At 66.0% G+C, this 22200-nt stretch carries 17 protein-coding genes; 3 read left to right on the top strand and 14 right to left on the bottom strand.

Annotation, left to right across the window (positions count from 1 at the left end; translation table 11 throughout):
* Positions 1 to 250: 250 nt before the first annotated feature.
* The gene (gene ftsY / locus DWQ67_RS11400) at positions 251 to 1450 is read right to left on the bottom strand and encodes a signal recognition particle-docking protein FtsY (RefSeq protein WP_121485746.1); all 1200 of its coding nucleotides are present in this window, start codon (positions 1448 to 1450) and stop codon (positions 251 to 253) included.
* 73 nt (positions 1451 to 1523) lie between these two features.
* Here ftsY and DWQ67_RS11395 point away from each other — a divergent pair, with 73 nt between their 5' ends.
* Positions 1524 to 2732: an MFS transporter gene (locus tag DWQ67_RS11395; protein ID WP_121485745.1), complete on the top strand. Its 1209-nt coding sequence runs from the start codon at positions 1524 to 1526 to the stop codon at positions 2730 to 2732.
* Positions 2733 to 2741: 9 nt separating this feature from the next.
* On the opposite strand, the gene DWQ67_RS11390 is transcribed toward DWQ67_RS11395, so the two are convergent.
* Both DWQ67_RS11390 and smc read right to left on the bottom strand, forming a co-directional pair.
* Positions 2742 to 4259, bottom strand: a complete 1518-nt coding sequence (locus DWQ67_RS11390) for a glycosyltransferase family 2 protein (protein WP_121485744.1) — start codon at positions 4257 to 4259, stop codon at positions 2742 to 2744.
* 72 nt (positions 4260 to 4331) lie between these two features.
* Positions 4332 to 7892 carry a chromosome segregation protein SMC gene (smc, locus tag DWQ67_RS11385; protein WP_121485743.1) on the bottom strand — a complete coding sequence of 1187 codons (3561 nt, stop codon included), beginning with the start codon at positions 7890 to 7892 and terminating at the stop codon, positions 4332 to 4334.
* 157 nt (positions 7893 to 8049) lie between these two features.
* Here smc and DWQ67_RS11380 point away from each other — a divergent pair, with 157 nt between their 5' ends.
* On the top strand, positions 8050 to 8784 hold the full coding sequence (locus DWQ67_RS11380) for an SDR family NAD(P)-dependent oxidoreductase (protein ID WP_121485742.1): 735 nt from the start codon (positions 8050 to 8052) through the stop codon (positions 8782 to 8784).
* Between the two features lie 92 nt (positions 8785 to 8876).
* Positions 8877 to 10052: a variant leucine-rich repeat-containing protein gene (locus DWQ67_RS11375; protein WP_147433688.1), complete on the top strand. Its 1176-nt coding sequence runs from the start codon at positions 8877 to 8879 to the stop codon at positions 10050 to 10052.
* 19 nt (positions 10053 to 10071) lie between these two features.
* Here the strand turns inward: DWQ67_RS11375 and mutM are convergent, their stop codons facing one another.
* The 11 genes from mutM to rfbB form a co-directional block, all read right to left on the bottom strand.
* A complete protein-coding gene (gene mutM, locus DWQ67_RS11370; RefSeq protein WP_121485740.1) occupies positions 10072 to 11034 on the bottom strand; it encodes a bifunctional DNA-formamidopyrimidine glycosylase/DNA-(apurinic or apyrimidinic site) lyase in 963 nt (320 codons plus the stop codon).
* 1 nt (position 11035) lies between these two features.
* Positions 11036 to 11758: a ribonuclease III gene (rnc, locus tag DWQ67_RS11365; protein ID WP_121485739.1), complete on the bottom strand. Its 723-nt coding sequence runs from the start codon at positions 11756 to 11758 to the stop codon at positions 11036 to 11038.
* Positions 11759 to 11766: 8 nt separating this feature from the next.
* Positions 11767 to 11970 carry a 50S ribosomal protein L32 gene (rpmF, locus tag DWQ67_RS11360; RefSeq protein WP_121485738.1) on the bottom strand — a complete coding sequence of 68 codons (204 nt, stop codon included), beginning with the start codon at positions 11968 to 11970 and terminating at the stop codon, positions 11767 to 11769.
* A gap of 2 nt (positions 11971 to 11972) precedes the next feature.
* On the bottom strand, positions 11973 to 12575 hold the full coding sequence (locus tag DWQ67_RS11355; RefSeq protein ID WP_121485737.1) for a YceD family protein: 603 nt from the start codon (positions 12573 to 12575) through the stop codon (positions 11973 to 11975).
* 112 nt (positions 12576 to 12687) lie between these two features.
* Positions 12688 to 13962: a CDP-glycerol glycerophosphotransferase family protein gene (locus tag DWQ67_RS11350; RefSeq protein WP_121485736.1), complete on the bottom strand. Its 1275-nt coding sequence runs from the start codon at positions 13960 to 13962 to the stop codon at positions 12688 to 12690.
* Between the two features lie 45 nt (positions 13963 to 14007).
* A complete protein-coding gene (locus DWQ67_RS11345; RefSeq protein WP_121485735.1) occupies positions 14008 to 15180 on the bottom strand; it encodes a CDP-glycerol glycerophosphotransferase family protein in 1173 nt (390 codons plus the stop codon).
* Positions 15181 to 15245: 65 nt separating this feature from the next.
* Positions 15246 to 16415, bottom strand: coding sequence for a glycosyltransferase (locus DWQ67_RS11340; protein WP_121485734.1), 1170 nt, complete (start codon positions 16413 to 16415; stop codon positions 15246 to 15248).
* Positions 16412 to 19240, bottom strand: a complete 2829-nt coding sequence (locus DWQ67_RS11335; RefSeq protein ID WP_121485733.1) for a bifunctional glycosyltransferase/CDP-glycerol:glycerophosphate glycerophosphotransferase — start codon at positions 19238 to 19240, stop codon at positions 16412 to 16414. The genes DWQ67_RS11340 and DWQ67_RS11335 overlap by 4 nt, the downstream gene beginning before the upstream one ends.
* A 52-nt stretch (positions 19241 to 19292) precedes the next feature.
* Positions 19293 to 19754: an adenylyltransferase/cytidyltransferase family protein gene (locus DWQ67_RS11330; protein WP_121485732.1), complete on the bottom strand. Its 462-nt coding sequence runs from the start codon at positions 19752 to 19754 to the stop codon at positions 19293 to 19295.
* Between the two features lie 23 nt (positions 19755 to 19777).
* A complete protein-coding gene (locus DWQ67_RS11325) occupies positions 19778 to 21184 on the bottom strand; it encodes a sugar nucleotide-binding protein (protein WP_121485731.1) in 1407 nt (468 codons plus the stop codon).
* Positions 21181 to 22182 carry a dTDP-glucose 4,6-dehydratase gene (gene rfbB / locus DWQ67_RS11320; RefSeq protein WP_121485730.1) on the bottom strand — a complete coding sequence of 334 codons (1002 nt, stop codon included), beginning with the start codon at positions 22180 to 22182 and terminating at the stop codon, positions 21181 to 21183. Before rfbB ends, DWQ67_RS11325 begins: the two co-directional genes overlap by 4 nt.
* Positions 22183 to 22200 lie beyond the last annotated feature (18 nt).

The raw sequence follows: 22200 nt of genomic DNA, 5'->3' as shown, positions 1-22200 counted from the left end.
GGGAGAATGAGGTTTCGTTCCTGTTGCCATCCGGCCCGCCCCGTGTAGCGCGCGTGTCTGGCAGGTTTCGGCGCCGTTTCCCCGGGAGGTGAGGCGGCGTCGTCGGGCCGGGTTTTTTACTGCACGACGGCGCGTTCCTTTCTGATGCACGACGGCGCGGGCCTTCCGATGCACGACGGCGCGTGGCCCAGACTGCGGGCCACGCGCCGTGCGTGGGTGGCGCCTGTTGCGGCGCGGGTGAACGGGGTGCTCAGTCGAGGATCGCGTCCACAAAGGCCTGGGGCTCAAACGGGGCCAGGTCATCCGGGCCCTCTCCCAGACCAATCAGCTTGACGGGGACGCCGAGCTGGCGCTGCATGGCCACGACGATGCCGCCCTTGGCCGTGCCGTCCAGCTTGGTCAGGACAATCCCGGTGATGTCCACGACCTCGGCAAAGACCTTGGCCTGCTGCAGGCCGTTCTGCCCTGTCGTAGCGTCAAGGACCAGCAGCGTCTCTCGGACCGGGGCGGTCTTCTCGATGACGCGCTTGATCTTGCCCAGCTCATCCATGAGGTTGGACTTGTTCTGCAGGCGCCCTGCGGTGTCCACCATGACCACGTCGACCTCCGCATCAACGCCGGCCTTGACGGCGTCAAAGGCCACGGAGGCGGGGTCCGCACCGTCCTGGGAGGACTTGACGGTGGGCACGCCCACGCGGGCTCCCCACGTGGCCAGCTGCTCCGCGGCGGCGGCGCGGAAGGTATCTGCCGCTCCCAGCAGCACATCCTTGTCCTCTGCCACGAGCACGCGAGCCAGCTTGCCGATCGTGGTGGTCTTGCCCACGCCGTTTACGCCCACCACCAGGATCACGCTTGGCTTGTCATCCAGGCGATCCGTGGAGAGGCTGCGATCCATGGACGGATCCACCAGTTCAAGCAGCTCCTCGGTGAGGATCTCCTTGACGCGCTCCGGGGTGCGGGAGCCCTCCACCTTGACGCGGGCACGCAGCTGGAGCATCAGGTCATCCGTGGCATCCGTTCCCAGGTCTGCGGAGAGCAGGGTGATCTCGATTTCATCCCACACGTCCTCGTCGATGGTCTCGCGAGAGAGCAGGGCAAGCAGGCCCTTGCCAAAGACGTTGTTGGACTTGGAGAGCCGGGCCCGCAGGCGCGCCAGGCGGCCCTGGACTGGTTCCGGACGCTCCAGGGCGGTCTCAGCCGGCGCCTCCGCGTCCTCCGTGGCCAGCGCGTCTGCGCCGGTGCCAGGAGGCCCGGTCGCCACCGGGGCGCCCTCGTCCGCGGACATGGGGACCGTGGTGGTCGGGGCGGGGGCTGGATCATTGGCATCTCGCGGGCCGGTGTCGGTGGTCTTGCGCCGACGCGAGGCGCTCACGAGGAGCGGGATCGCGACCGCAAGAACAACCACCAGAACAACGGCGGCGATGATCAGGGGAAGGGCAATGTCAGTCACAAAAGCAACTCTCTCACAGCCGCCCCGCCCCAGCCCGCCCGTCGCGGCCGCACGGGGCTAGCATTGAGTCGCCATGCCTACTCCTCCCGCCGCCGCGCGAACACTGCCAGAAGAACGAATCCCCCGCGACATTCTGGTGCTCATTGCCGCCGCTGTGATTGTTGCGCTCGGCTTTGGGCTGATTGCCCCGATCCTGCCGCAGTACGCCAAGAGCTTTGACGTCACCAACGCCGCCGCCGCGGCCATCGTCTCCGTGTTTGCCGCCACCCGCCTGCTCTTTGCTCCCTTCTCCGGCCGCATCACGGAGCGCTTCGGTGAGCCCGTGGGCTACGTGACAGGCGTGCTGATCGTGGCCCTCTCCACCCTGGGGTGCGCCTTTGCTCAGGACTACTGGACCCTCATCGCCGTACGCGCCCTTGGCGGGGTTGGCTCCACCCTCTTCACCGTCTCCGCGGCCAGCTTCATTGCCCGCCGCTCCCCCGCCTCCCTGCGTGGGCGCATCTCTGGCCTCTACGGCGGGGCCTTCCTCTTCGGCAACGTGGCCGGGCCGCTGGTCGGCGGGCTGCTGGCACCCCTTGGCTACCGCATGCCCTTCATCATCTACGGGGTGGCGCTGGTGATTGCCGCCGGCGTGGTCTTCTTCTTCCTGGTGGGCGTGGGCGGCAAGGCCAGGAAACGCGATCAGGACACCAAGCCGCCGCTGCCCCTGAGCCAGGCCTGGAAGGTTCCCGCCTACCGCGCGGCCCTGATCGGCAACTTCGGCAATGGCTGGGTCACCTTTGGTGTGCGCACGGCCATCATCCCGCTTTTTGCGGCCATGGCCCTTGGGCTTGATCCGCTGCAGGTGGGCCTGGTGCTCACCGCCTTTGCTGCGGGCAACGCCGCGGCCCTGACGTTCTCCGGTCGCTGGTCTGACCGGGTGGGCCGGCGCACACCCATCATCGTGGGCATGAGCATTGCCGCGGCCACGAGCGCGGTGGTGGGATTCAGCCCCAACGCCTGGGTGCTGGTGGCCGCCTCCCTGATATCGGGCTTTGGCACGGGCCTCTTTGGACCCTCCCAGCAGGCCACCGTCGCGGACACCGTGGGGCCCAACTACAGCGCCGGCCGCACCATGGCCACCTTCCAGATGTCTGCTGACCTGCCCGCCATCTTCGCGCCCATCATCGCCGGCTGGATCGCGGATCACTGGGGTTACCAGTGGGCCTTTGTGCTCTCCGGTGTGGTGATGGCAGCCGGCGTGCTGGCCTGGGCTCGCGTCAAGGAACCGCGACGGGCCTGAACCGCGCGGCTACTTGGACTTGCGCAGATCGATGCTGAAGTTGTTCTGAATCGTGGCGTAGTTGCGCAGGCCGCGCGCGTGAGCCAAGGGGGCGCCGCCGCCCACTGAGACGCGCACGCGCTCCCCCAGCCGCCCTTTCTCTGAACGCCCCACGGTCCAGGCATCCACGATGTCCCCGCGGTAGTGCCGCAGCCGCTCATCCGGGATCACAAAGTGATACTCCAGCTCCGTTCGGTCCGCGGAGACCGAGTGCAGGCGCCCCCGGATGGCGGTGATCTTGTTCTTCTTGCGCCCACTGAGCTCCAGCAGCACCTGCGGGCCGGAGCCAGCCACCAGTTCCTCCAGGCGCCTGGTGGCGCCACGCGTCAGCTTCCAGCGCTGCAGCGGGGTGGCTGCGAGGGCCACCACGGAGGCCGCCTTGGCCCGGGCGGGCACGGTCTTTTCCGTGTCGCGGCTGGCGGCCGCGACCGGCCGGTTCACCTTGATCTTGAGGTCAAGCACGCCGGCGGGCGCCGTGGCCGCCGCCAGCACGGCGGCGTGCTCAAACTGGGATGCTGCGGAGACCAGCTCACGCATGCCCTCCAGATCAGAGGCCCTGATCAGCGCCAGCTTGCTGGCATCCGTGGCCTTAGCGGCGCTGGCTTCGAGGCCCGCCGGGATCAGGTCCTGCATGAACTGATGGTGCAGGCGAATCCACGCCGCCTGGCGCTCCGGCTTCATCTTGAGCCACCGCTTGGGCGCGTAGAAACGCAGGCCCTTGCGCTGGAAGAGCTCAAGCACCAGCCGGTCCCCGGCGGCGGCGTCCGGGGTGCCCTCGCGAAGGATCCCGGCGATGGTGCGCACCGACTGGTCGTAGCCGGCCGGGTCAAAGGACTGAGCCGAGATGTTCTGACCGTCATCCCGCGTGGCGATGAAGTAGAGCGGGCGCTCGGTGAAGATGTCGATCCGCGTGGCGAGCACATAGGCGCGCGCCACGAACATGCCATCCTCTAGGCGCACCTTGCCCTCCGGGAAGCCCAGTTGGTGCTGGCGCACCAGGCTCATCCGGAACAGCTTTTGCGGGGAGATGGTCTCCATGGCGCGGTTCACGGTGATCTTGCCGTGGGGGTGCTTGGTGAAGAGCCCCTGGACGCCGCGGCCGCCGGTGCCCTGCATGCGCGGAATCACCACGTCCGCGCCGTCCTCCTGCGCCATCTGCGCCATGACCCGCAGGGCGTCCGGCGCCATGGTGTCATCGGAATCCATGAAGAACACGAACTCGCCACTCGCCAGCGCCAGGCCCTTGTTGCGGGGCATACCGGGCCAGCCGCTGTTGGGCTGGTGGATCACGGTGAGCCTGGCATCCAGTGCGGCAAAGCGGTCAAGTTCCTCGCCGGAGCCGTCCGTGGACCCATCATCCACCGCGATGACCTCCAGCGCGCCGTCTGGCAGATCCTGCGCCAGCACGGAGCTGAGCGTCTGCGTCAGGTAAGGCATGGAGTTGTAGACGGGAATGATCACGCTGACGAGTGGGGTTTGATCCACCATGATGCTGGGCTCCTGCTCTGCTGTGTGCGCCCTGGCGTAGGCACCCCTCATGGTATCCGCGTGGTGGCGCGGCTAAGCGCCTTCGCGGTCCAGTCGCTGGGAAATCACCTTGGTCACCCCGTCGCCGCGCATGGACACTCCGTAGAGGGCGTCCGCGATGTCCATGGTGTGTTTCTGGTGGGTGATGATGATCAGCTGGCTGTGCTGGCGCAGATCGGAGAACACGGAAAGCAGGCGCATCAGGTTGCGCTCATCCAGCGCCGCCTCCACCTCATCCATCACATAGAACGGGGAGGGGCGGGCGGTGAAGATCGCCACCAGCAGCGCAATGGCCGTGAGGGAGCGCTCGCCACCGGAGAGCAGCGAGAGCCGCTTGACCTTCTTGCCTGCCGGGCGCGCCTCCACCTCGATTCCGGTCGTCAGCATGTCAGATGGGTCAGTGAGCCGTAGCCGCCCCTCGCCGCCTGGGAAAAGCCTGTCAAAGACCTTCACAAACTCGCGGGCCGTGTCGTCAAAGGCCTCCGCAAAGACGGCGCGCACGTGCTCATCCACCTCGCGGACCAGTTCCAGTAGGTCCTGCCGGCTGCGCCGCAGGTCCGCCAACTGTCCGGTGAGGTAGCCGTGGCGCTCCTCCAGGGCCGCAAATTCTTCCAGCGCCAGCGGGTTCACGCGCCCCAGCGTGCTCAGATCGCGTTCGGCGCGCTTGAGGCGCTTCTCCTGCTCGGTCCTGTCAAAGGGCACTCCCCCGGTCGGCACGCCGTCCTGGTCCACCTCTTGGCGCAGCGTTGCCCACTTGTCCCCGCCCTCCTCCTCCACGGGAACCGGACGGTGGGGCCCAAAGTGCTCCACCAGATGCTCCGGCGTCATGCTCAGCTCACTCAGCGCCCGCTCGGCCAGGTGCTCCCAGCGTGCCTGGCGATCCGCCCCGGCTAGCTCGTCCGCGTGCGCCAGTTCCAGCAGGCGCGCCAGTTCCGCGCTGGCCGCGCTCAGGCGGGCGCGGCTGGTCTCCAGCTCCACCGACCGGCGGCGCTCCGCCTCCTCCGCCTGCTGCACTGCGCGTTCGGCTGCTTCCACGGACGCACCAAGGGGGCGCAATGCCTGCTCGACGGCGTGTGCCACCGTCTCCGCGCGGGCCGCCTTGCGGGCGCGCTGGGCCGCGCGACGCTGTGCCTCCTCGCGGGCGCGGCGCTCTGCCTCCGCTGCGCGCAGCAGGGCGCGTTCCCTCTCGCGCAGGCGCCGGGCGCCCTCCTCCGCGGTGCGCAGGGAGAGGCGGGCCTCCACCTCCGCCGCGCGCGAGTCCACGGCGGCGTGGGCCAGCCGGTCGCGATCCGCCGTGGAGGGTTCCTGCTCTGCCGGAACGGCCTGTGCCGCCTCCAGCCGTTCCATCAGCTCCGCCAGGGCGGTGTGCGCCAGTGCCACCTGCTCCGCCGCCTTGGCCTCCGCCAGGGTGGCGCGCTGCGCGTCTTGGGCCGAGTGCAAGCTCAGCGACTCCAGCCGTTGGGCCTCCGCTCCCGCTGCCCGCGAGGCGTCCGCGGCCGCGCGGGCGTGGTGCTCCGCGTCCGCCAGCCGGGCCTGGGCGGCGTCCACGGCGGGGGCGTGCTCCGCCGCGAGGGTGCGAGCCGCGGCCTCCGCCGTCCGGGCGGCTTCGAGTTCGGTGCCCGCCTCCTCCAGCGAGCGGCGGCGGACCAGCAGCGCCGTGTCGTTTCCGGCGCCGATGCTGACCCCGTTGGGGTCCCAGCGGTGCCCGTCCATGGTCACCACCACCAGCCCGTGCTCGCGGGCGGCCTGCGCCGCCTCCGCGTCGCTCGGCGCCCAGGCAATCCCGCTCAGGAGCGCGTCAACGATCCCGGCCGCCTCCTGGTCCGCGGTCAGCAGTTCGCTCACTCGGCCAAGCCCCGTGGGCCAGGAAGCCTGCTCCGTCGCGGAGCCGGCGCCAAGCAACCGGACGCTACCCGCGACACCCGACGCCGCGGCGTCGGCCACGTCGAGGAGCAGCTGGGGGTCCGCCGCAATCACCCCACGCTCCGCGCCGGCCAGGGCGGCCTGCACGGCGGCCTCCGCGCCGGCCCGCACCGTGATCTTGTCTCCCAGGACGCCCAGCAGACGCTCGGCGTGCGGGCGCAGCAGCTCCTGGGCGCCCTCGATTCCGGGGAGGGACTCCCCCAACACCTGGACCCGCGCCTCCAACGCGGCTCGACGCTCCGCGAGGGGCCCCACCGCCTCGCGGGCCTGAGTCAGTTCTGCCCGTGCGGCGCGCAAGAGTTCGCGCTCGCGGGCCACCCGCTGCGTGGGCTCGGTGGCCTGTGCGGAGGCGTCCGTGGCCGCCTCCTGCGCACCGCCAAGGGCCTGGCTCGCCTCGTCGTGGCGCTGCCGTGCCGCGTCGCGCTGCTGGGCGGCGCGCAGGCGCTCACCCTCGCTGGATTCCACCCGTTGACGCGCCGTTCCGACCTGCCCGGCCAGGCGCGCCAGCCCCTCGCGGCGGTCCGCAACCGCCCGCAGCAGGGCCGTGAGCCGCGCATCCTCCTGCGCCTGGGCGCTCTCCGCCGCCCCGCGTGCGGTGCCGGCCTCCGTCAGGGCTGCCGCCGCCATCTCCACCGCCTGCTCCGCCTGCTGCGCCTCCTGCGCGCTCTGGGCCGCGCGGTGCTCCAGGCGGTCGGGATCCTCTCCTCCCACCGGCTCCTCCGTGGCGCCAAGTAACCGGCGGCGCTCCTGAGCCAGCGAACCCAGGGCCTTAAAGCGTTCCTGCAGCCGGGCCAACTCATACCAGGTGGTGCGGGCCGCCGCCGTCTCCGGGGCGCTGCGCGCGGCCTCCGCCTCCAGGCGGGCCACCTCTCCAGCCGCGCCCTCCTGGGCCTGCGCGGCCGCCCTGCGTAGCTCCTCGAGCTGTTCCAACGCCTCGCGAGCGGTCTTGGCCTGATCCTCTAATCCCACCAGGTCATCGGCAAGCAAGCGGGCGCGGGCATCCCGGACGGTGGCCTGGACGGTGCGCGCGCGCCGGGCGGCCGCGGCCTGCTTACCCAGGGGCTTGAGTTGCTTGCCAATCTCCTGAGTCAGGTCCTCCAGGCGCTGCAGATTGGCCTGCGTGGCGTCCAGCTTGCGAAGCGTCTTCTCCTTGCGCCGGCGGTGTTTGAGGATGCCGGCGGCCTCCTCGATGAAGCCGCGGCGATCCTCAGGGGTGGCGCGCAGGACCCGGTCAAGCTGGCCCTGCCCCACAATGACGTGCATTTCGCGGCCAAGGCCGGAATCTGAGAGCAGCTCCTGAATGTCCAGGAGGCGGCACGGGGACCCATTGATGGCGTACTCGGAGCCGCCGGAGCGAAAGAGCGTGCGGCTGATCGTGACCTCGGTGTACTCGATCGGCAGCGCGCCGTCCGTGTTGTCGATGGTCAGCGTGACCTGGGCGCGGCCCAGCGCGGGGCGATCAGAGGTGCCGGCAAAGATGACATCTTCCATCTTGCCGCCGCGTAGGGTCTTGGCGCCCTGCTCTCCCATGACCCAGGCCAGGGCGTCCACCACGTTGGATTTGCCGGAACCGTTGGGTCCCACCACCGCGGTGACGCCGGGCTCAAATTCGAAGGTAGTGGCGGAGGCAAAGGACTTAAAGCCACGAACCGTGAGGGTTTTCAGGTACAAAGCGCTCAGCCAGCCCGTCCGCGCGGACGTGCTGTGGCACGGTCGCAACTGGTCGCTTTCACACGACTCAGTCTACGCAAGAGCCCTGACAACAGGCTCAGCGCCGGGCCGATGGTCGCCCCTTCTCACCTCAGGAAGCTCCCCGTAGGATCGTCGCGTGCAAACGCGAACGTACTTGATCACCGGCGGCACCCGAGGCATCGGCAGGGCGTGCGCGCTGCGCTTGGCCGCTGCCGGGCATGATCTGGTGCTGGGCTACTCACGGGACCGGGACGCCGCCGGGGAGGCGCAACTGCTGGTGGAGCAGCTGGGCGTTCGGTGCCTCACGGTGCAGGCGGACCTGGGCACCGAGACCGGGCCGGATGAGCTGTTTGAGGCGGCCCTGGCCTGGTCCGGCGGCCTGGACGGAGTGGTGAACAACGCCGGAGCCACCCTTCACACCGGCACGCTGGCCCAGACTCCGGTGGAGGTGATTCGGCGGGTGGTAGATCTGAATCTCACGTCCGCGATCCTGGTGGCCAGGCTCGCGGTGCAGTTGCTTCCCGAGGGCGGCGTGCTGGTCAATGTGTCCTCCGGGGCAGCGGCCACGGGCTCCCCCGGCGAGTATGTGCACTACGCGGCGGCCAAGGCTGGTGTGGACGCCCTGACCACGGGGCTGGCGTTGGAGGTGGCCGCGCTGGGCATCCGCGTGGTCGGCGTGGCGCCCTCCACCATCGAGACGGACATTCATGCGGGCGCCGGGGACCCCGACCGGGGCCAGCGGGTGGCTCAGCGCCACCCCATGGGCAGGATTGGGCGGCCGGAGGAGGTGGCCGCGGTGGTGGCGTTCGCCCTCTCCCCGGAGGCCAGCTACGTCTCGGGGACCACGTTGAGGGTCACCGGCGGCGTGTGATGGAGGGGCCCTGGCCGCGGCGTCTGCCTGAGCGTAGGACGCTGGCAAAACGGCTCTGATGCGCTTCCGTGGATGACGTCTATCATGTGGACATGGCAATGGGACCTGCGGATCGTGACTGGCTCGCCGCACGCGACCCGAATGCACACCCCCAACTCCTTGCCGACATTGCGGCCCGGCGCTGGGACCTTCACGCGCTGATTGCCCAGCACCCCAGGGCGTACCCGCAGCTGCGCCAGTGGATTGCCGCGGTGAACCCGAACAGCATGCGGCCCCAGCAGCTGACCCCGCGGCGCAGCGGCGCATGGGGCTGGGTCATTGGCGTCGGCTCACTCACGCTGGTTGGCGCCGTCGCCCTAATCTCGGCTCTTATCAGCAGTTCCTTGGTGCCGTCTGACCCCGACACGCGGCAGCCACGAACGCCGCTGGCCAGCCGGCAGGCGCCCCTGCCAAGCAGGCAGATCCCGATCCCCACTCACAGGGCGCCGCTCCCCAGCCGGCAGCCGCTGCCCACGCGTCCGGCTCCTCAGCCGGCCCCTTCCGCACCAAGCACGGACCCCGTGGCCAAGGTCATTGCAGCGTTTAAGAAGGACAGGGACAAGTTCAACACCTTGGCCGCCAAGCTCAACGGCAACCCCGTGGCTCCGCTCGTGACCAACGAGAGGAGATTCCGCTACCTAGAGGGGTACCTGAGCCAGTCCGGGCTCTCCGAGTCCAATGCCAAGAAGGCCGCAACCGAGGCACGCCAGCACCTTGAGAGCCTCGAGAAGGCCATCGCAGCCGCCAAGAAGCGTCGAGGAAACTCCTCTGGAACCAGCATTGAGCAGTATGTCGATGACAGCGCGGACGGATTTGTCGCGCTGTCCTGGGACGCCACCACCGCGTGCAATTCCAAGCTGAAGGGCGATATGAAAATCGGTGGCTGCGTCAAAGACAACAAGGCCAAGATTCACCTTCGGCGCCGCGATGGAACCTTTGGGCAATGGTCACAAAAGATGATCGTGGTTCACGAGATGGCTCACGTTTATCAGGTCGTGGACGAGGAGCGCAATTGGCCCAAGGCCAGCGAGATGGACAAGCTCCTGAAGAAGGGCCTGTTCCGCGGCAGCCACGAGTCCATGGCAGATTGCTACTCACTCGAGTACCTCGACGAGCCTGACCTCAAGCAAGGCAATGCCTGGGTGGGATATGGCTACGTCTGCAACGCTTCCGAGCGCAAGGCCATCAGGAAGTGGGCGGCGGACGTCAACGTGCCGATGACTGATTAGCCAGCCGGCGCACAGGCGGTCAACGCCGTCGCTGGCACGTGGGGCAGAAGTGCGAGCCGCGGTTCATGTAACTCTCGCGCACCATCAGGGTCCCGCAGCGCGAGCACGGCTTGCCCTGCTGTCCGTAGGCGTTCAGCGACCTGTCAAAGTAGCCGGAGGCACCGTTCACGTTGACGTACAGCGCGTCAAAGCTGGTCCCCCCGGCCTCCAGCGCGTCACCCATGACGTCCCGCAGCGCCTGAAGCAGCTCCGCGGTGCGGGCCAAAGAGAGTGAAGCGACCGGCGTGAGGTAGTGCAGACGGGTGCGCCACAGCGCCTCGTCTGCGTAGATGTTCCCGACGCCGGCCAGCAGCGACTGGTCCAGAATGGCGGTCTTCACGCTCACGCGCCTGGTCTTCCAGGAGGCTCTGAGCGCGGACGCAGTGGTCAGCGGATCCAGTACATCCCGGGCAATGTGCGCCGCGTCCGCCGGGAAACTGGCCGCGTCGGATCCACACCCGCCCGGGCCCCCATCCGGCGTGGGGATCAACGGGGAGAGCCACATGCCACCGAAGATGCGTTGGTCAACAAAGCGCAGTTGCCTGGTCCCGGCCGCCGCCCCAGGGACTCCGGCTTCCCCACCGCTCATGCCCTCCCCTGGCGCGTCTGCCAGGTCCAGCGAGACCTTCAGGTGCTTTTCCTGTGGCTGCCCGGCGTTCTCCACCAGCAACTGTCCCGACATGCCAAGGTGCGCCACCAGCGCCACCCCAGCCGCGGCGTCGGGCAGGGGGTCTGGCGCACTCAGCGGCAGCCAGAGGAACTTGCCGCGGCGCACCGCGGCACCCACCGTGGCGCCGCTCAGGCTGAGCTCAAAGTCCTGCGGTCCGTCCTGGTGCCGGCGCACGGAGCGGGCATCCAGCACCCGGGCGCGCAAAACATGCCGCCCAACCACCCAGGTTTCCAGGCCGCGGCGGACTACCTCAACCTCTGGCAGCTCCGGCACGCTAGGACTTCTTGGAGCCTCGGGAACCGGCCTGCTTGGCTGCCAGGTCGGCGCTCAGGATCTTCCAGGAGGCCTCGGCGGCTTCCTGCTCCGCTTCCTTCTTGGAATTGCCGGTTCCGCCCGCATAGCTGGCCTCGCCGATGCGCAGAATGGCGTGATAGACCCGAGCGTGATCCGGCCCCTCGCCGGTGACGTCGTAGCGCACCTGACCCAGGTGATGCTCCGCTGCGGCCTCCTGGATGGAGGTCTTCCAGTCTGTGCCGGCCCCGGACTCGTCCACTTCACGCAACAACGGAAGAACAAGTCGCAGCACCAGATCACGGGCCGGCTCCAGGCCGCCCGTCAGGTAGGTGGCGCCAAAGAGCGCCTCCATGGTGTCCGCCAGAATGGAAGACTTTTCGCGTCCGTTGGTGCGTACCTCTCCGTGGCCAAGCAAGATGAACTCACCCACGCCAATCTCCCGCGCCAGGCGCGCGAGCGCACGGGTGCTGACGACGGCGGCGCGGCGCTTGGCCAGCTCACCCTCCGGCAGGTGCGGGTAGTGCGAGTACAGGTGACCCGTCACGGAAAAGCCCAGCACAGAATCGCCCAGGAACTCCAGGCGCTCATTCGTGGGCAGCCCGCCGTTCTCGTAGGCGTACGAGCGGTGTGTTAACGCCAAACGGAGCGTCTCAGGATCAATGTTGACCCCGAGGCGCTCCGCTAGCAACTGTTGTTCAGTCATCAACGCGCTCAGGCGTCAGCGACCTTGCGCCCCTTGTATTCAAGGAACAGCTCGGTGCCATTGGAATCCGTCACGACCTTGGCCTGGTGCGGCAGGCTGTAGGTCACGCGGCCGTTCTCGACGGTCTTCACCAGGGTCGGCGCGGTGGCCTTCCACTGGGAACGGCGGGCGCGGGTATTCGCGCGGGACATCTTCCGCTTCGGAACAGCCACGGCTATCTCTCTTCCATCTCGTTGCTCTTGGTCTCCGTCGCCGATTTGGCAACGGCGCCGGCTAGGCCCTGAAGGGCCGCCCAGCGCGGGTCCACCACGTCATGGTGATGCCCGGGGTTCTCGTCCAACCGCACTCCGCATTCGGAGCACAGGCCCTGACATTCTTCCCGGCAGACGGGCTGGAACGGCAGGAGGGTCACGATCGCGTCCCGGAGCACAGGCTCCAGGTCCAGCTCATCATTCACCACGACAAACTGCTCGGAATCCTCTTCCTTCCCCGAAGTTTCCTTCTGGAGGAAGAAGAGTTCCTGCACGTCGGCTTCCAGGTCGTACGCGATAGGGTCCAGGCAGCGCCCACACTCCCCCGTCACATGGACGGAGGCGGTACCGGTCACCAGGACCCCCTCGTGCACGGCCTCGAACCTCAGGTCCAGCTCAACTGGTGAGCCTTCCTGAACTCCGATCATCGCGACGCCCATTTCAACGGGCGCCGGGAGCGTCAGCGTCTCCTCACGCATGATTCCGGCCGCATTGACCAGGTCTCGCACGTTAAAGACCCACTTGGAAGCAGGATTAAGCGCAGTAGAGCGCGCTTTAACACCCATGATTCCCGTGACTCCTTGGATCGACAAACACAAACCGACACATCAGTCTATCCCGCGCCAGCCCTCGCTCCAAACGCCTCGGGCGTGGCGTGGCGCGCTGTGGCGCGCCTCACTACTCGCCGACGACGCTGGCGGACTCACCAAAGCGGGCGCGGCGATCAATGACCTGCGCCCCGCGTTCCTCGATGAGACGCTCAATGGCACCGGTGAACAGCGCCGTGGAGTCCCCACGCTGCACATCGCCAAAGTAGAAGGTGCGGATCCGGGCCCGCTCCTCCTGGAACTGATCCTGGCGAATGGCGCCGCGCAGCAGCGACTTCACGTCCTGCACCGAGGTGGCATCCACCACGGCGCACCCGCGAGAGACCGGGGCCTCCTCCGCCAGCGCCTCCGGGTCGCTGCGCCGATCGGTGAGCACCAGCGGCTTCTCCGGGTGGGTGTAGAGGAAGTCGAGGCCCACGGAGGAAACGTCCGTGATCATCGCCTCCACCGCATCGAACATGGCAAGGATGTTGCCCTCCATGCGCACCTCGTGCGCGCGGCCGGTGTTCGCCTTGTCACTCTTCAACTGCGCAACGATCCATTCGTGCGCAGCCCGCACCGCGGCGTCGTCCGCATCCGCGACGCGTGGGTGGGGTTTGTAGACCACCCGGACGTCGTCCGCACCCAGCAGAGTCTTGACGATGGCGCGGCCGTAGAGGTCAAGCGAGGTGTAGTTGTTGGCCTCGTTCTCCCCCGACCACGTGGGCGCGTACATCACGGTGCGCAGGCCGGGAACTGGGTCAAGTTCCGCGGGGAACTCGATGTCCAGCTGCGGGCGCCCCACGGTCTCCAGATGGTTCATGTCAAAGTCGAAGAGGACGCGCTCGTGGCGGGCCACGGCGGCGGGACCGGCCACAAACACCCGGTCGTAGGCCTTGACCTGATTGGCCACCATGGAGATCTTGTCTGATTCCCCGTGGTTGACGTGCACGTGGACCGCGTGCGCCTCATTGATGGACTGGAAGTTGTTGACGCCGTTGTTCACGTACAGCGCCAGCTTGTATTCGTTTTCCCCGTACAGGCTCATCAGGTCCTCGAAGCGCCGCACAAAGATCTTGGGTAGGGCGGTCATGGACTTGGTGGCGCGCAGCGCGGAGAGCTTACGGAAGACGAGCACCACCGGGCGCGTCTGGTTCAGGCGTTCCAGCACCGGGATCCACTGCTGGATCTGGTAAATCTTCTCCGCGTCGTCCCCGAAGTAGACCACCACCTGGGCAGGGACCTTCACCCCGTCCAGCTCGTGTCCTGCGGCGGGGCCGCGCCCCGTAGTGCCGCGGATCCACTGGCTGGTGCGCTTCCACGCCTCGGACTTTAGGGCCGAGTTGACGACCTCGCGTACCTGCACAGTGCTGCTCCTCTCGTCGCCGGCTACCGCCGACGCTGACCTAGCTTAGCTTTCGCGGCGAGTGCCGTAGGCGCTGTCCCTGGCCTGCAGCGCCGCCTCGCGTTCCTCGATGACCCGCAGGCTCGCGTTGATAAAGCGCTCTATTTGCGCTCCGGGCGCGGTGTCGCCGTAGTGCCGCTGCGCCAGCGCCCGACGCCGCGTGGCGGCCTCCGGACTCGCGGCGTGTTCCAGCGCGGACCGCACGCGCAACCGCTGCGGGTCAAGCGTGGGGACGTGATCCAGGATCCCGCCGTGCAGCACGGCGGCACCCGAGGCGTCCGGCGTAACCACGATGACGGGGGTGTTCATCCCGACCGCATCGAAGGCGACGGCTGAGAGGTCAGCGATGATGGCGTCCGCCACCCCGAGTTGCCAGCCGTAGGCGCTACCCCGGTCCACCACATGCTCCGGCCCGGCGGTCTGGAGCAGGTGCTCCATCTCCTTGTCCGCCTTGGCAAAGGCACGCTTGCGCTTGCCCAGCTGGGGGTGCGGGCGGTAAATGACCCGCCAGCCCTGTTCCAGCAGCTCCGCGATGATGCGCGGGCCGGCAGAGAGCGCGGAGGAATACGACATGGCCGCGCTATCCCCCTCCCACGTGGGGGCGTAGAGCACCGTGGGCCTCTCCGATTCGGGAAAACCGGGAGGTGGCGGTGAGAGCTGATCCAGCTGCGGCCGGCCCACGTCGATGCATTTGCTCTGGTCAAAGGCCACCAGATGCTCCGCGATCCGCTCACGCGCCGCTGCCCCGGCCGTGAACACGTGGTCGTAGGACTTCAAGTTGTTGGAGACCATGGAGACCTTCTCGCTCTCCCCATGGCTCAGGTGCACGTGGGCAGGGAGCGGGGAGGCAAGCGCCTGAAAGTTCAGCGCGGCCTGGTTTGGGTAAAACGCCACCCGGACCTTAGGCGCGCGCAGTTCCTGGCTGAGCGCCCGGGTGGTGCGCGCGCTGCGGACCGGCAGGCCGGTCCTTGCCTGCAGCATCGAGACCACGTCCGGATCGCGGCACACGATGCCGACGCCGCCGCCAGCGCCCCGCACGCGGTCATCGAGCCGTTCCAAGGCCCAGAGCCATTGGAGGGCCTGATACGCCTGCGACCTGCCGCCGGCAAAGACCAGAAGCACGGACTCGGAAGAGGGCGCCACCTGCTGCGCCATGCCCGGCACCCGTGCCTTCGCCACGCGGAGGACTCCACGCGCGCCGCGGGCCGCCACGGCTGCGAGTTGAGATGGCTGCACGTGGCGCACTAGAGGGACAGCTCCGCGATTTCGGCGTCCCATTCGCTCATGATGTTCTCTGGCAGGAACCGGCGCGAGGACGAGGCAACGGCCCCGGACATCTGGCTCAGCAGCTGCTCGTCACGGCCCAGCTCCAGCATGCGTTGCGCCAAGCCAGAAACATCATTCTGATCCACAATGTATCCGTCCACTCCGTCCTCCACGAGCACGGAAATTCCGGGTGCGCAGTCGAAGGACACGGTGGGGACGCCGAGCAGGCCCGCCTCAACGATGGCAATTGGCAAACCCTCATTCTGAGAGGACAAAACGTGCACGCTGGTTGAGGCCAACACGTGGCCCACCTTGTCCGTCTTACCCATCAGGCTCACACGCGGGATTCCCTGCTCGTCGATCAACTTCTGCAGCGTCTCACGCTCGGCGCCCTCGCCATACAACTCGGCCGACCACTGCGGCAGCTGGTCCGCGATCTGGGCCCACGCCCGGATGAACAGATCCAGCGACTTGATGGGGTCGTAACGACCCAGGGACATAAACACCTTGCGCTGCGTCTCAGCGCCATGTTCGGGAACGGCGACGGGATTCGCGATCCAGCCCACGTTGTTCAGCCCGGCTCTGCGGAACTCCTCGGCATCAACCGGGGACAGGCAGATGAACCGTTCGACGTCGGTGTAGGCACGCAGCACGCGCCTCATGTCCCCGACATGGCGCGCCTCACGCGCGGAGCCGTGGTACTGGCCAATCACCCGAGGCAACTGAGGATCGTTGCTGTCGTAGCCGGCCTCGAGCAGGTGCTCCATGCCGTAGACCTGGGTGCAGAGGATGAGTGTGTCAGGGCCCCACTGGGGCAGCAGCACCTTGAGCTTGGCCACCGCCTCAGCCCGCAGACTCATGCGCTTGGCGTAGCGGCGCCGGCGTGCCGGATTCCAATGGTGCGCACGGGTTCGTAACGTCCACTCCTCCGGAATCTGCGAGCTCATGAGCAACTGCTGAGCGATGCCCGCAGGCCGCTGCATGGGCTGGAAATGCCCATCGGGAGGAGGGGCGATCCCCACCATCTCCACCTCGTAGCCGCGATCGAAGAACTCGATCGCGACCTGATTCATGAAGCGGCCGATCCCGCCAAGGCGGTCCACCTCGTTGCCCATCACGACAATCTTCTTAAAGCGGCGCTCGCTCATTTCTCTCCCCACACTGCTTGTACGGTCGCGCGGGAAACGTTGCCTGGTTCATCGCCGGCAAATTTAGTGCGGAATTCGGCGCGCTGGGCACCCGTCGTATCGCGCTCCAGGCCCCGCCGCACCTCTTCCAGCAGCTGCTCTTGGTCCATGGCAAGCGGCCCCGGCGCGTCCTCACGCAGATCAAAGTACGTTCCGCGAAGGGAGCCGGAGTACCTCTCCAAGTCGTAGGTGTACAGCACCTGCGGCCTGTCCAAGACCAGGTAGTCGAACATCACGCTGGAATAGTCCGTGACGAGGAGATCTGCGGCCAGCATCACGAGGTTCGTGTCCTTGACGGAGGATACGTCCACCACGTGGCGGCGCAGGTGGCGCGGAACATTGATCCGATTGAGGTAATGCGGCCGGACGAGCAACTGAAAGTCCGTTGCCATCTGCGCGACCCACTCGTCCAGGTTCAGTTCCAGGGCCACAGGTCCCCGCTGCCCGTCGCGGAAGGTGGGTGCGTAGAGCACCGTCTGGCGCAGGGGGTCCAGGCCCAGCTGGGCTTTGGCCTCTCGCGTGGTGTCCGCATTGCTGAGCACCAGCTCGTCATTGCGCGGCGATCCAACGGGTAGCTCGGCATGCTTGTAGGCAAAGGCCGGCACAAAGACCTCACGGAAGAACTCGGAGGGAATGGAAAGGTAATCCCAGTACCCGGACCGCTTTTTCAGGTCCGCAACGCGGGCCTTGTCACCTGCCACCTCGGCTTGGTCCAAACCCATACGCTTGAGCGGGATCCCGTGCCACGTTTGCACGTAGACCTGCCCCCGTCGCTTGATGAAGTACCACGGCAGGGACTGGTTATCGACGATGCCTCCGGCGCGGGCGAGCAGGCTCAGATGCTTCCACGTGCCGATGCGCACCACGTCGTCCTGTCCGGCCGCCCACACTGGGCGTCCGGCCGAGGCCGCGCGCACCACAGTGACGTTCGGGAACTGCTCGCGAAGAGCGTGGGCAATCGCGTGGGGCGAATCCGAGGTGGAGGTACCCATGTGGGAATCGACCAAAACGATGTGCTTCTGCAGAGGCATTCGCCGCATCAACCAATAGGCAAACTTCACGTGCAGGGCATCACGCTCTGGGATCGGGACCCACTTCTGTGCCTCAAGACGGCGCGCTGCGGCCCACAACGGACGCAGGGCCACGCGCAGGCGGTTCCGCTGGCCCTGGACCGGGGAGGGCTTGAGCGCCAGCGTATTCTGCACGGTCTTATACGGCTGATACCGGGCACCAAAGAGACGCGAGACGGCGCCACCCGAGGCCCGACGGTACGTGGCCCATTTGTGCTTCTTCGTGACCGTGATGCCGGCGGAACTACGCACGGCGCCGGCCTGGAGGTCAATGCGAAGCGTCATGCGTGGAAGAACGGTAAAGTCCACGGCGCCCGGCAGAGAGACGACGGCGCTCCAGGACCAACCGATGCTGTCTTCCGAGCGGACGACCTCCATCGGAAAGACCCAGTCACGCTGCAGACCTTCGCGCTCATAGAGGCGCGCCTGCCAGTGAAGCCCGGGGACCCCTTCCAGGTGGCCCAGTTGATCCGCCGTGGTTCCTGCCAGTCGCAGACCGCCACCCTTGACGCGCTTCATGGACTGCAAGCGGTGCTCAAACTTCATCCCGAACCACGTGATGGAGCCAATCTCCTCCTCGGAGAAGGTGGCGAGCTGACGGGCACGGTGGCCCGCCTCAACCTCGCCAAAAACCTCCGGGCGCCACAGCGTGATTCCGTCCTTAATCTGGACTGTTCCGGGCAGATCTACCTTGCCCTTAAGGACAGAGATGGCTTCTCGGACTAAGGCAGGCTGCTGCGCAAGCGCAGCTGCGAGGGCAAGGCGTTCCGCCAAATCAATGTCGTCAAATATCTCAAGCGGCACATCCTGGATCAGCGGTGCCAGCCTGACCAAGAGTTCAAGCGAAAATTCGTCCGATGCACCATCTGCAATGTCGTTGAGATACACCCGGGCGTCGTGCCGCAAGATCTTCAACTGCAACCTGGACCGGAGGTTCGGGTTGCGTGCTGGATCGATCCCCGCGATGATCCGGCGCAGCGCCTCCACCCTAAAGTCGATGCTCCGCGTGGTGGACCTCTGGTGGGTAATCGATTCCCGCTCATCGCTAGGATAGATTCTCCAGTAATAAACAACTTCTGGAATCACTTCAATGTTCTGCGCCAAGGCAAAAACCTGTGCAGTGAAAACCAGATCTTCGTAGTGAATATCCTCCGGGAACCGCAGCTCGTGCGCATCCAGCCAGGCTCGAGGATACAACTTGGCCACCGAATTGGTGTCGATCGCCAGATCGGCCTCGTCCTCGATGCTCTCAACAGAGCGCCGCTCTGTATACAAGCGCGTATGCCACCCCGCCATGCGGTCGGCGCCGACGTGCTCGCGCTTGGTCTGCCCCATCACCAGGCCGGCACCGGTCTTGACAGCCACGCGGTACATATTGATGCACGCGTGGCGCTCCAGCACGTCGTCACTGTCCAAGAACATCAGGTACTGACCCCGCGCATGGTCCATTCCCATATTGCGCGGAGCGCCAGCGGCACCCGAATTAGAGGGCATGCGCAGGGTCACTACCTTGCTATTAGACGCATAGGTGCGCTCCAGCAGGTCCACGGTGCCGTCTGTCGAGCCATCATCCACCACGATGACCTCTACCGAATCCATCGTTTGATTCAGGACTGAATCAACGGCGGCTCCGATATGGTCCACGTCGTTGTAGACAGCAATCACCACGGTGATGGCGGGGGCAAGGGCAGATGACCTGAGTGAACTGGGGTGCATACCTTCGAATCCGATTCGGTGACGTGGGGCGGGGTGGCTAGGACGCTAGGCCCTAGCTCAGCTCCTTCACAATCTGGCTGAGCGTGTCCAGGGTGCCCTTGAGGGCCTCCACCTTCACTTCGTCAAAGTTGGACAGGACGCGCTTGAGCTCCGTGGTGGAGATGCCGTCCGTGCGCGGGAGGTAGTAGACCTCGACCTTGTCCTCCAGGTCGTCAAACTTGCCCTTCCAGTCCTCGCCAATGCCAAAGACGTCCACGTCGTACTTGTCCACGTCGGTACGCTTCTGCTCCCAGTTGTCCTCCGGGATGGCCATGTCCACGTACTTGATGGCGCGGACAATCTCGATGCGCTGCTCAAACGGGACGATGGGCTTCTTGCCCTTCACGGCGTTGAACTCATCCGTGGAGACGGCGACGATCAGGCGGTCGCCCTTCTCCTTCAGACGCTTCAGGATGTTGAGGTGTCCGACGTGAAACAGGTCAAACGTGCCATAGGTAATAACGGTTTTCGGCATGCCTGTATCCTCCTAATGCAAATTCAATTAATCTGAGCGAGTACTTCGCTTATGATTTCAAGATGATCCGGTATATGGAACCCGGTGGAATTTATTTTATCAAGATTGAGAACAGAGTTTTTCGGCCTTGTTGCCATGGCCCTGCCATCAGCGTACATCGCTGTGCTGACCGGAATCACATCCGAGCCCGGCCGGCCGCGCTGTGCGTATACCACCGCTGCGATCTCCGCCCAGCTCTTCGGCTCGCCGCCTCCGGTGACGTTGTAAATGCCGTAGGGAGCGTCGCTGGCGAGCAAATGCTGGATCCCCTGTGCGATCAAGCGGGTGGAGGTCAGCCGCCCCCGCTGATCGTCCACCACTGTGGGCTTCATGCCACGGTCGGCAAGCGATGCCATGGTTGACAGGAAGTTCTTTCCATCGCCAACCACCCAACTGGTGCGAATAATGTAGTGCTTCCTCGCTGAGGCTTCAGCAGCCAGATCGCCGGCAGCCTTGCTCTGTCCGTACACGCCAAGCGGGCTCAGAGCGTCGCCTTCGGTGTACGGCGAAGCAGAGGATCCGTCAAAAACGTAGTCACTGGAGACATGGACGAGCGTGACGCCTGCAGAGGCGCAGCGCGCGGCGAGGTGAGCCACTCCGGAGGCATTTGCCGCCCACGCCAGCGTTCTGCCCTCTGGCGTCTCCGCCGCGTCGACCTGCGTAAACGCGGCTGCGTTGATCAAGGTACCCACACCTTGCAAATCAAGTGCCTCGATTGAAGCGGGCCGTGCCAGGTCCACATGATCACGCGTCAGAAAACGTGTGGTCCGTGGGTCCAGCGACTTGCGTAGCTCACGACCCAATTGACCATCCGAACCGATCACGACGGTGCGAGCACCGAGCATCGGAACGACGTCGGCGAGAAGCGGGTGCGCCCGATCAGCGTCCGACAGAATCGCTCGTTCTAGGTCAATGGGCCAGTCGATCCCCAGCGCAGGGTCCGCGAGGTTCACAAAGGTGTACTCAGACTTCGCTGCTGCCGACCAATGATCGTTGACCAGGTAGGAGTACAGCGAGCCTGCGTCGAGTGTCTGGAACGCGTTGCCCACTCCGCGTGGAACGAAGACGGCACGCCCAGGGGTCAGTTCGGTAGTGAAGACTGTGCCGAAGCCCTCCCCAGGTCGCAGATCAACCCAGGCGCCGAACACCCGCCCAATTCCGACAGAGACAAGCTTGTCCCAGGGCTCTGCATGCACGCCGCGCGTGACGCCGGGGCTCTCGTTGAAGGACATGTTCTGTTGCACGGGCGCGAAGTCAGGCAGACCGCGTGCCACCATCTTTTCGCGCTGCCAGTTCTCCTTGAACCAACCACGGCTGTCACCATTTATCGGCAGCTCTATCACCAGCAGGCCGTCAATCGGCGTTCGGTCAACGATCAGTTCTGCGCTCATGCCTGACCCTGCGCTTCGTATCGAGCTTCGGTCGCGGCCTTGTCGCTGCGCCACCAGGACTCGTTCTCCCTGTACCAGCGCACGGTGTCCGCCAGTCCTGCCTCAACATCCGGGCGCTGAGGAACCCAGCCCAACTCTGCCCGGAGCTTGCTGGAGTCAATTGCGTATCTCAGATCATGCCCCGGCCGATCAGGCACCGGGTCGTACCAGTCGGAGTCACGCCCAAAGATGGCCAGCAGCGCCTTCAGGATAGTGAGGTTGTCCCGCTCGCCGTCTGCACCGATCAAGTACGTTTCTCCGATGCGTCCTCGCGTGAGGATGGTGAGAACAGCACTCGAGTGATCCTCCGCGTGAATCCAGTCGCGTACGTTGAGGCCTGCCCCATAGAGCTTGGGCCGCACCCCGTCAATCAAGTTGGTGATCTGACGCGGGATGAACTTCTCAACGTGTTGGAACGGACCATAGTTATTCGAACAATTACTGAGGGTTGCTTCAACACCGAAGGAACGCACCCAGGCACGAACCAAGAGGTCTGACCCGGCCTTGGTGGACGAATAGGGGCTCGAGGGATTGTACGGCGTGTTCTCAGTAAAGCGAGCCGGATCGTCGAGTTCCAGATCACCGTAAACCTCGTCTGTCGACACATGGTGGAAGCGCCGCCCGTGACGCCGGACTGCCTCCAGTAGCGTGAATGTGCCGATCAGATTAGTTTGCACGAAGGGCGAAGGATCGTGAAGCGAGTTATCGTTGTGCGACTCTGCGGCGAAATGCACCACTGCATCCACTGACGCCACCAAGCTGTCCACAAGACCAGCATCACAAATATCGCCGTCGACAATACGCAATCGGCGAGCTGGCAGCCCGTCCAGAGAAGTGCGGCTGGCAGCGTAGGTGAACTTATCAAGTACCACCACGTCAGCGGTCGTCGTCGCGATCACGTGATGTACAAAGTTGGATCCAATGAAACCCGCCCCGCCTGTGACCATGATCGTGTTCATAGAATTCTTGTCCTTCGT

It is taken from the genome of Galactobacter caseinivorans, from assembly GCF_003640665.1.
In the GTDB taxonomy this organism is placed as follows: domain Bacteria; phylum Actinomycetota; class Actinomycetes; order Actinomycetales; family Micrococcaceae; genus Galactobacter; species Galactobacter caseinivorans.
Note: the sequence above shows the minus strand (reverse complement) of the source record. Positions and strands in the feature narration are given on the sequence as shown.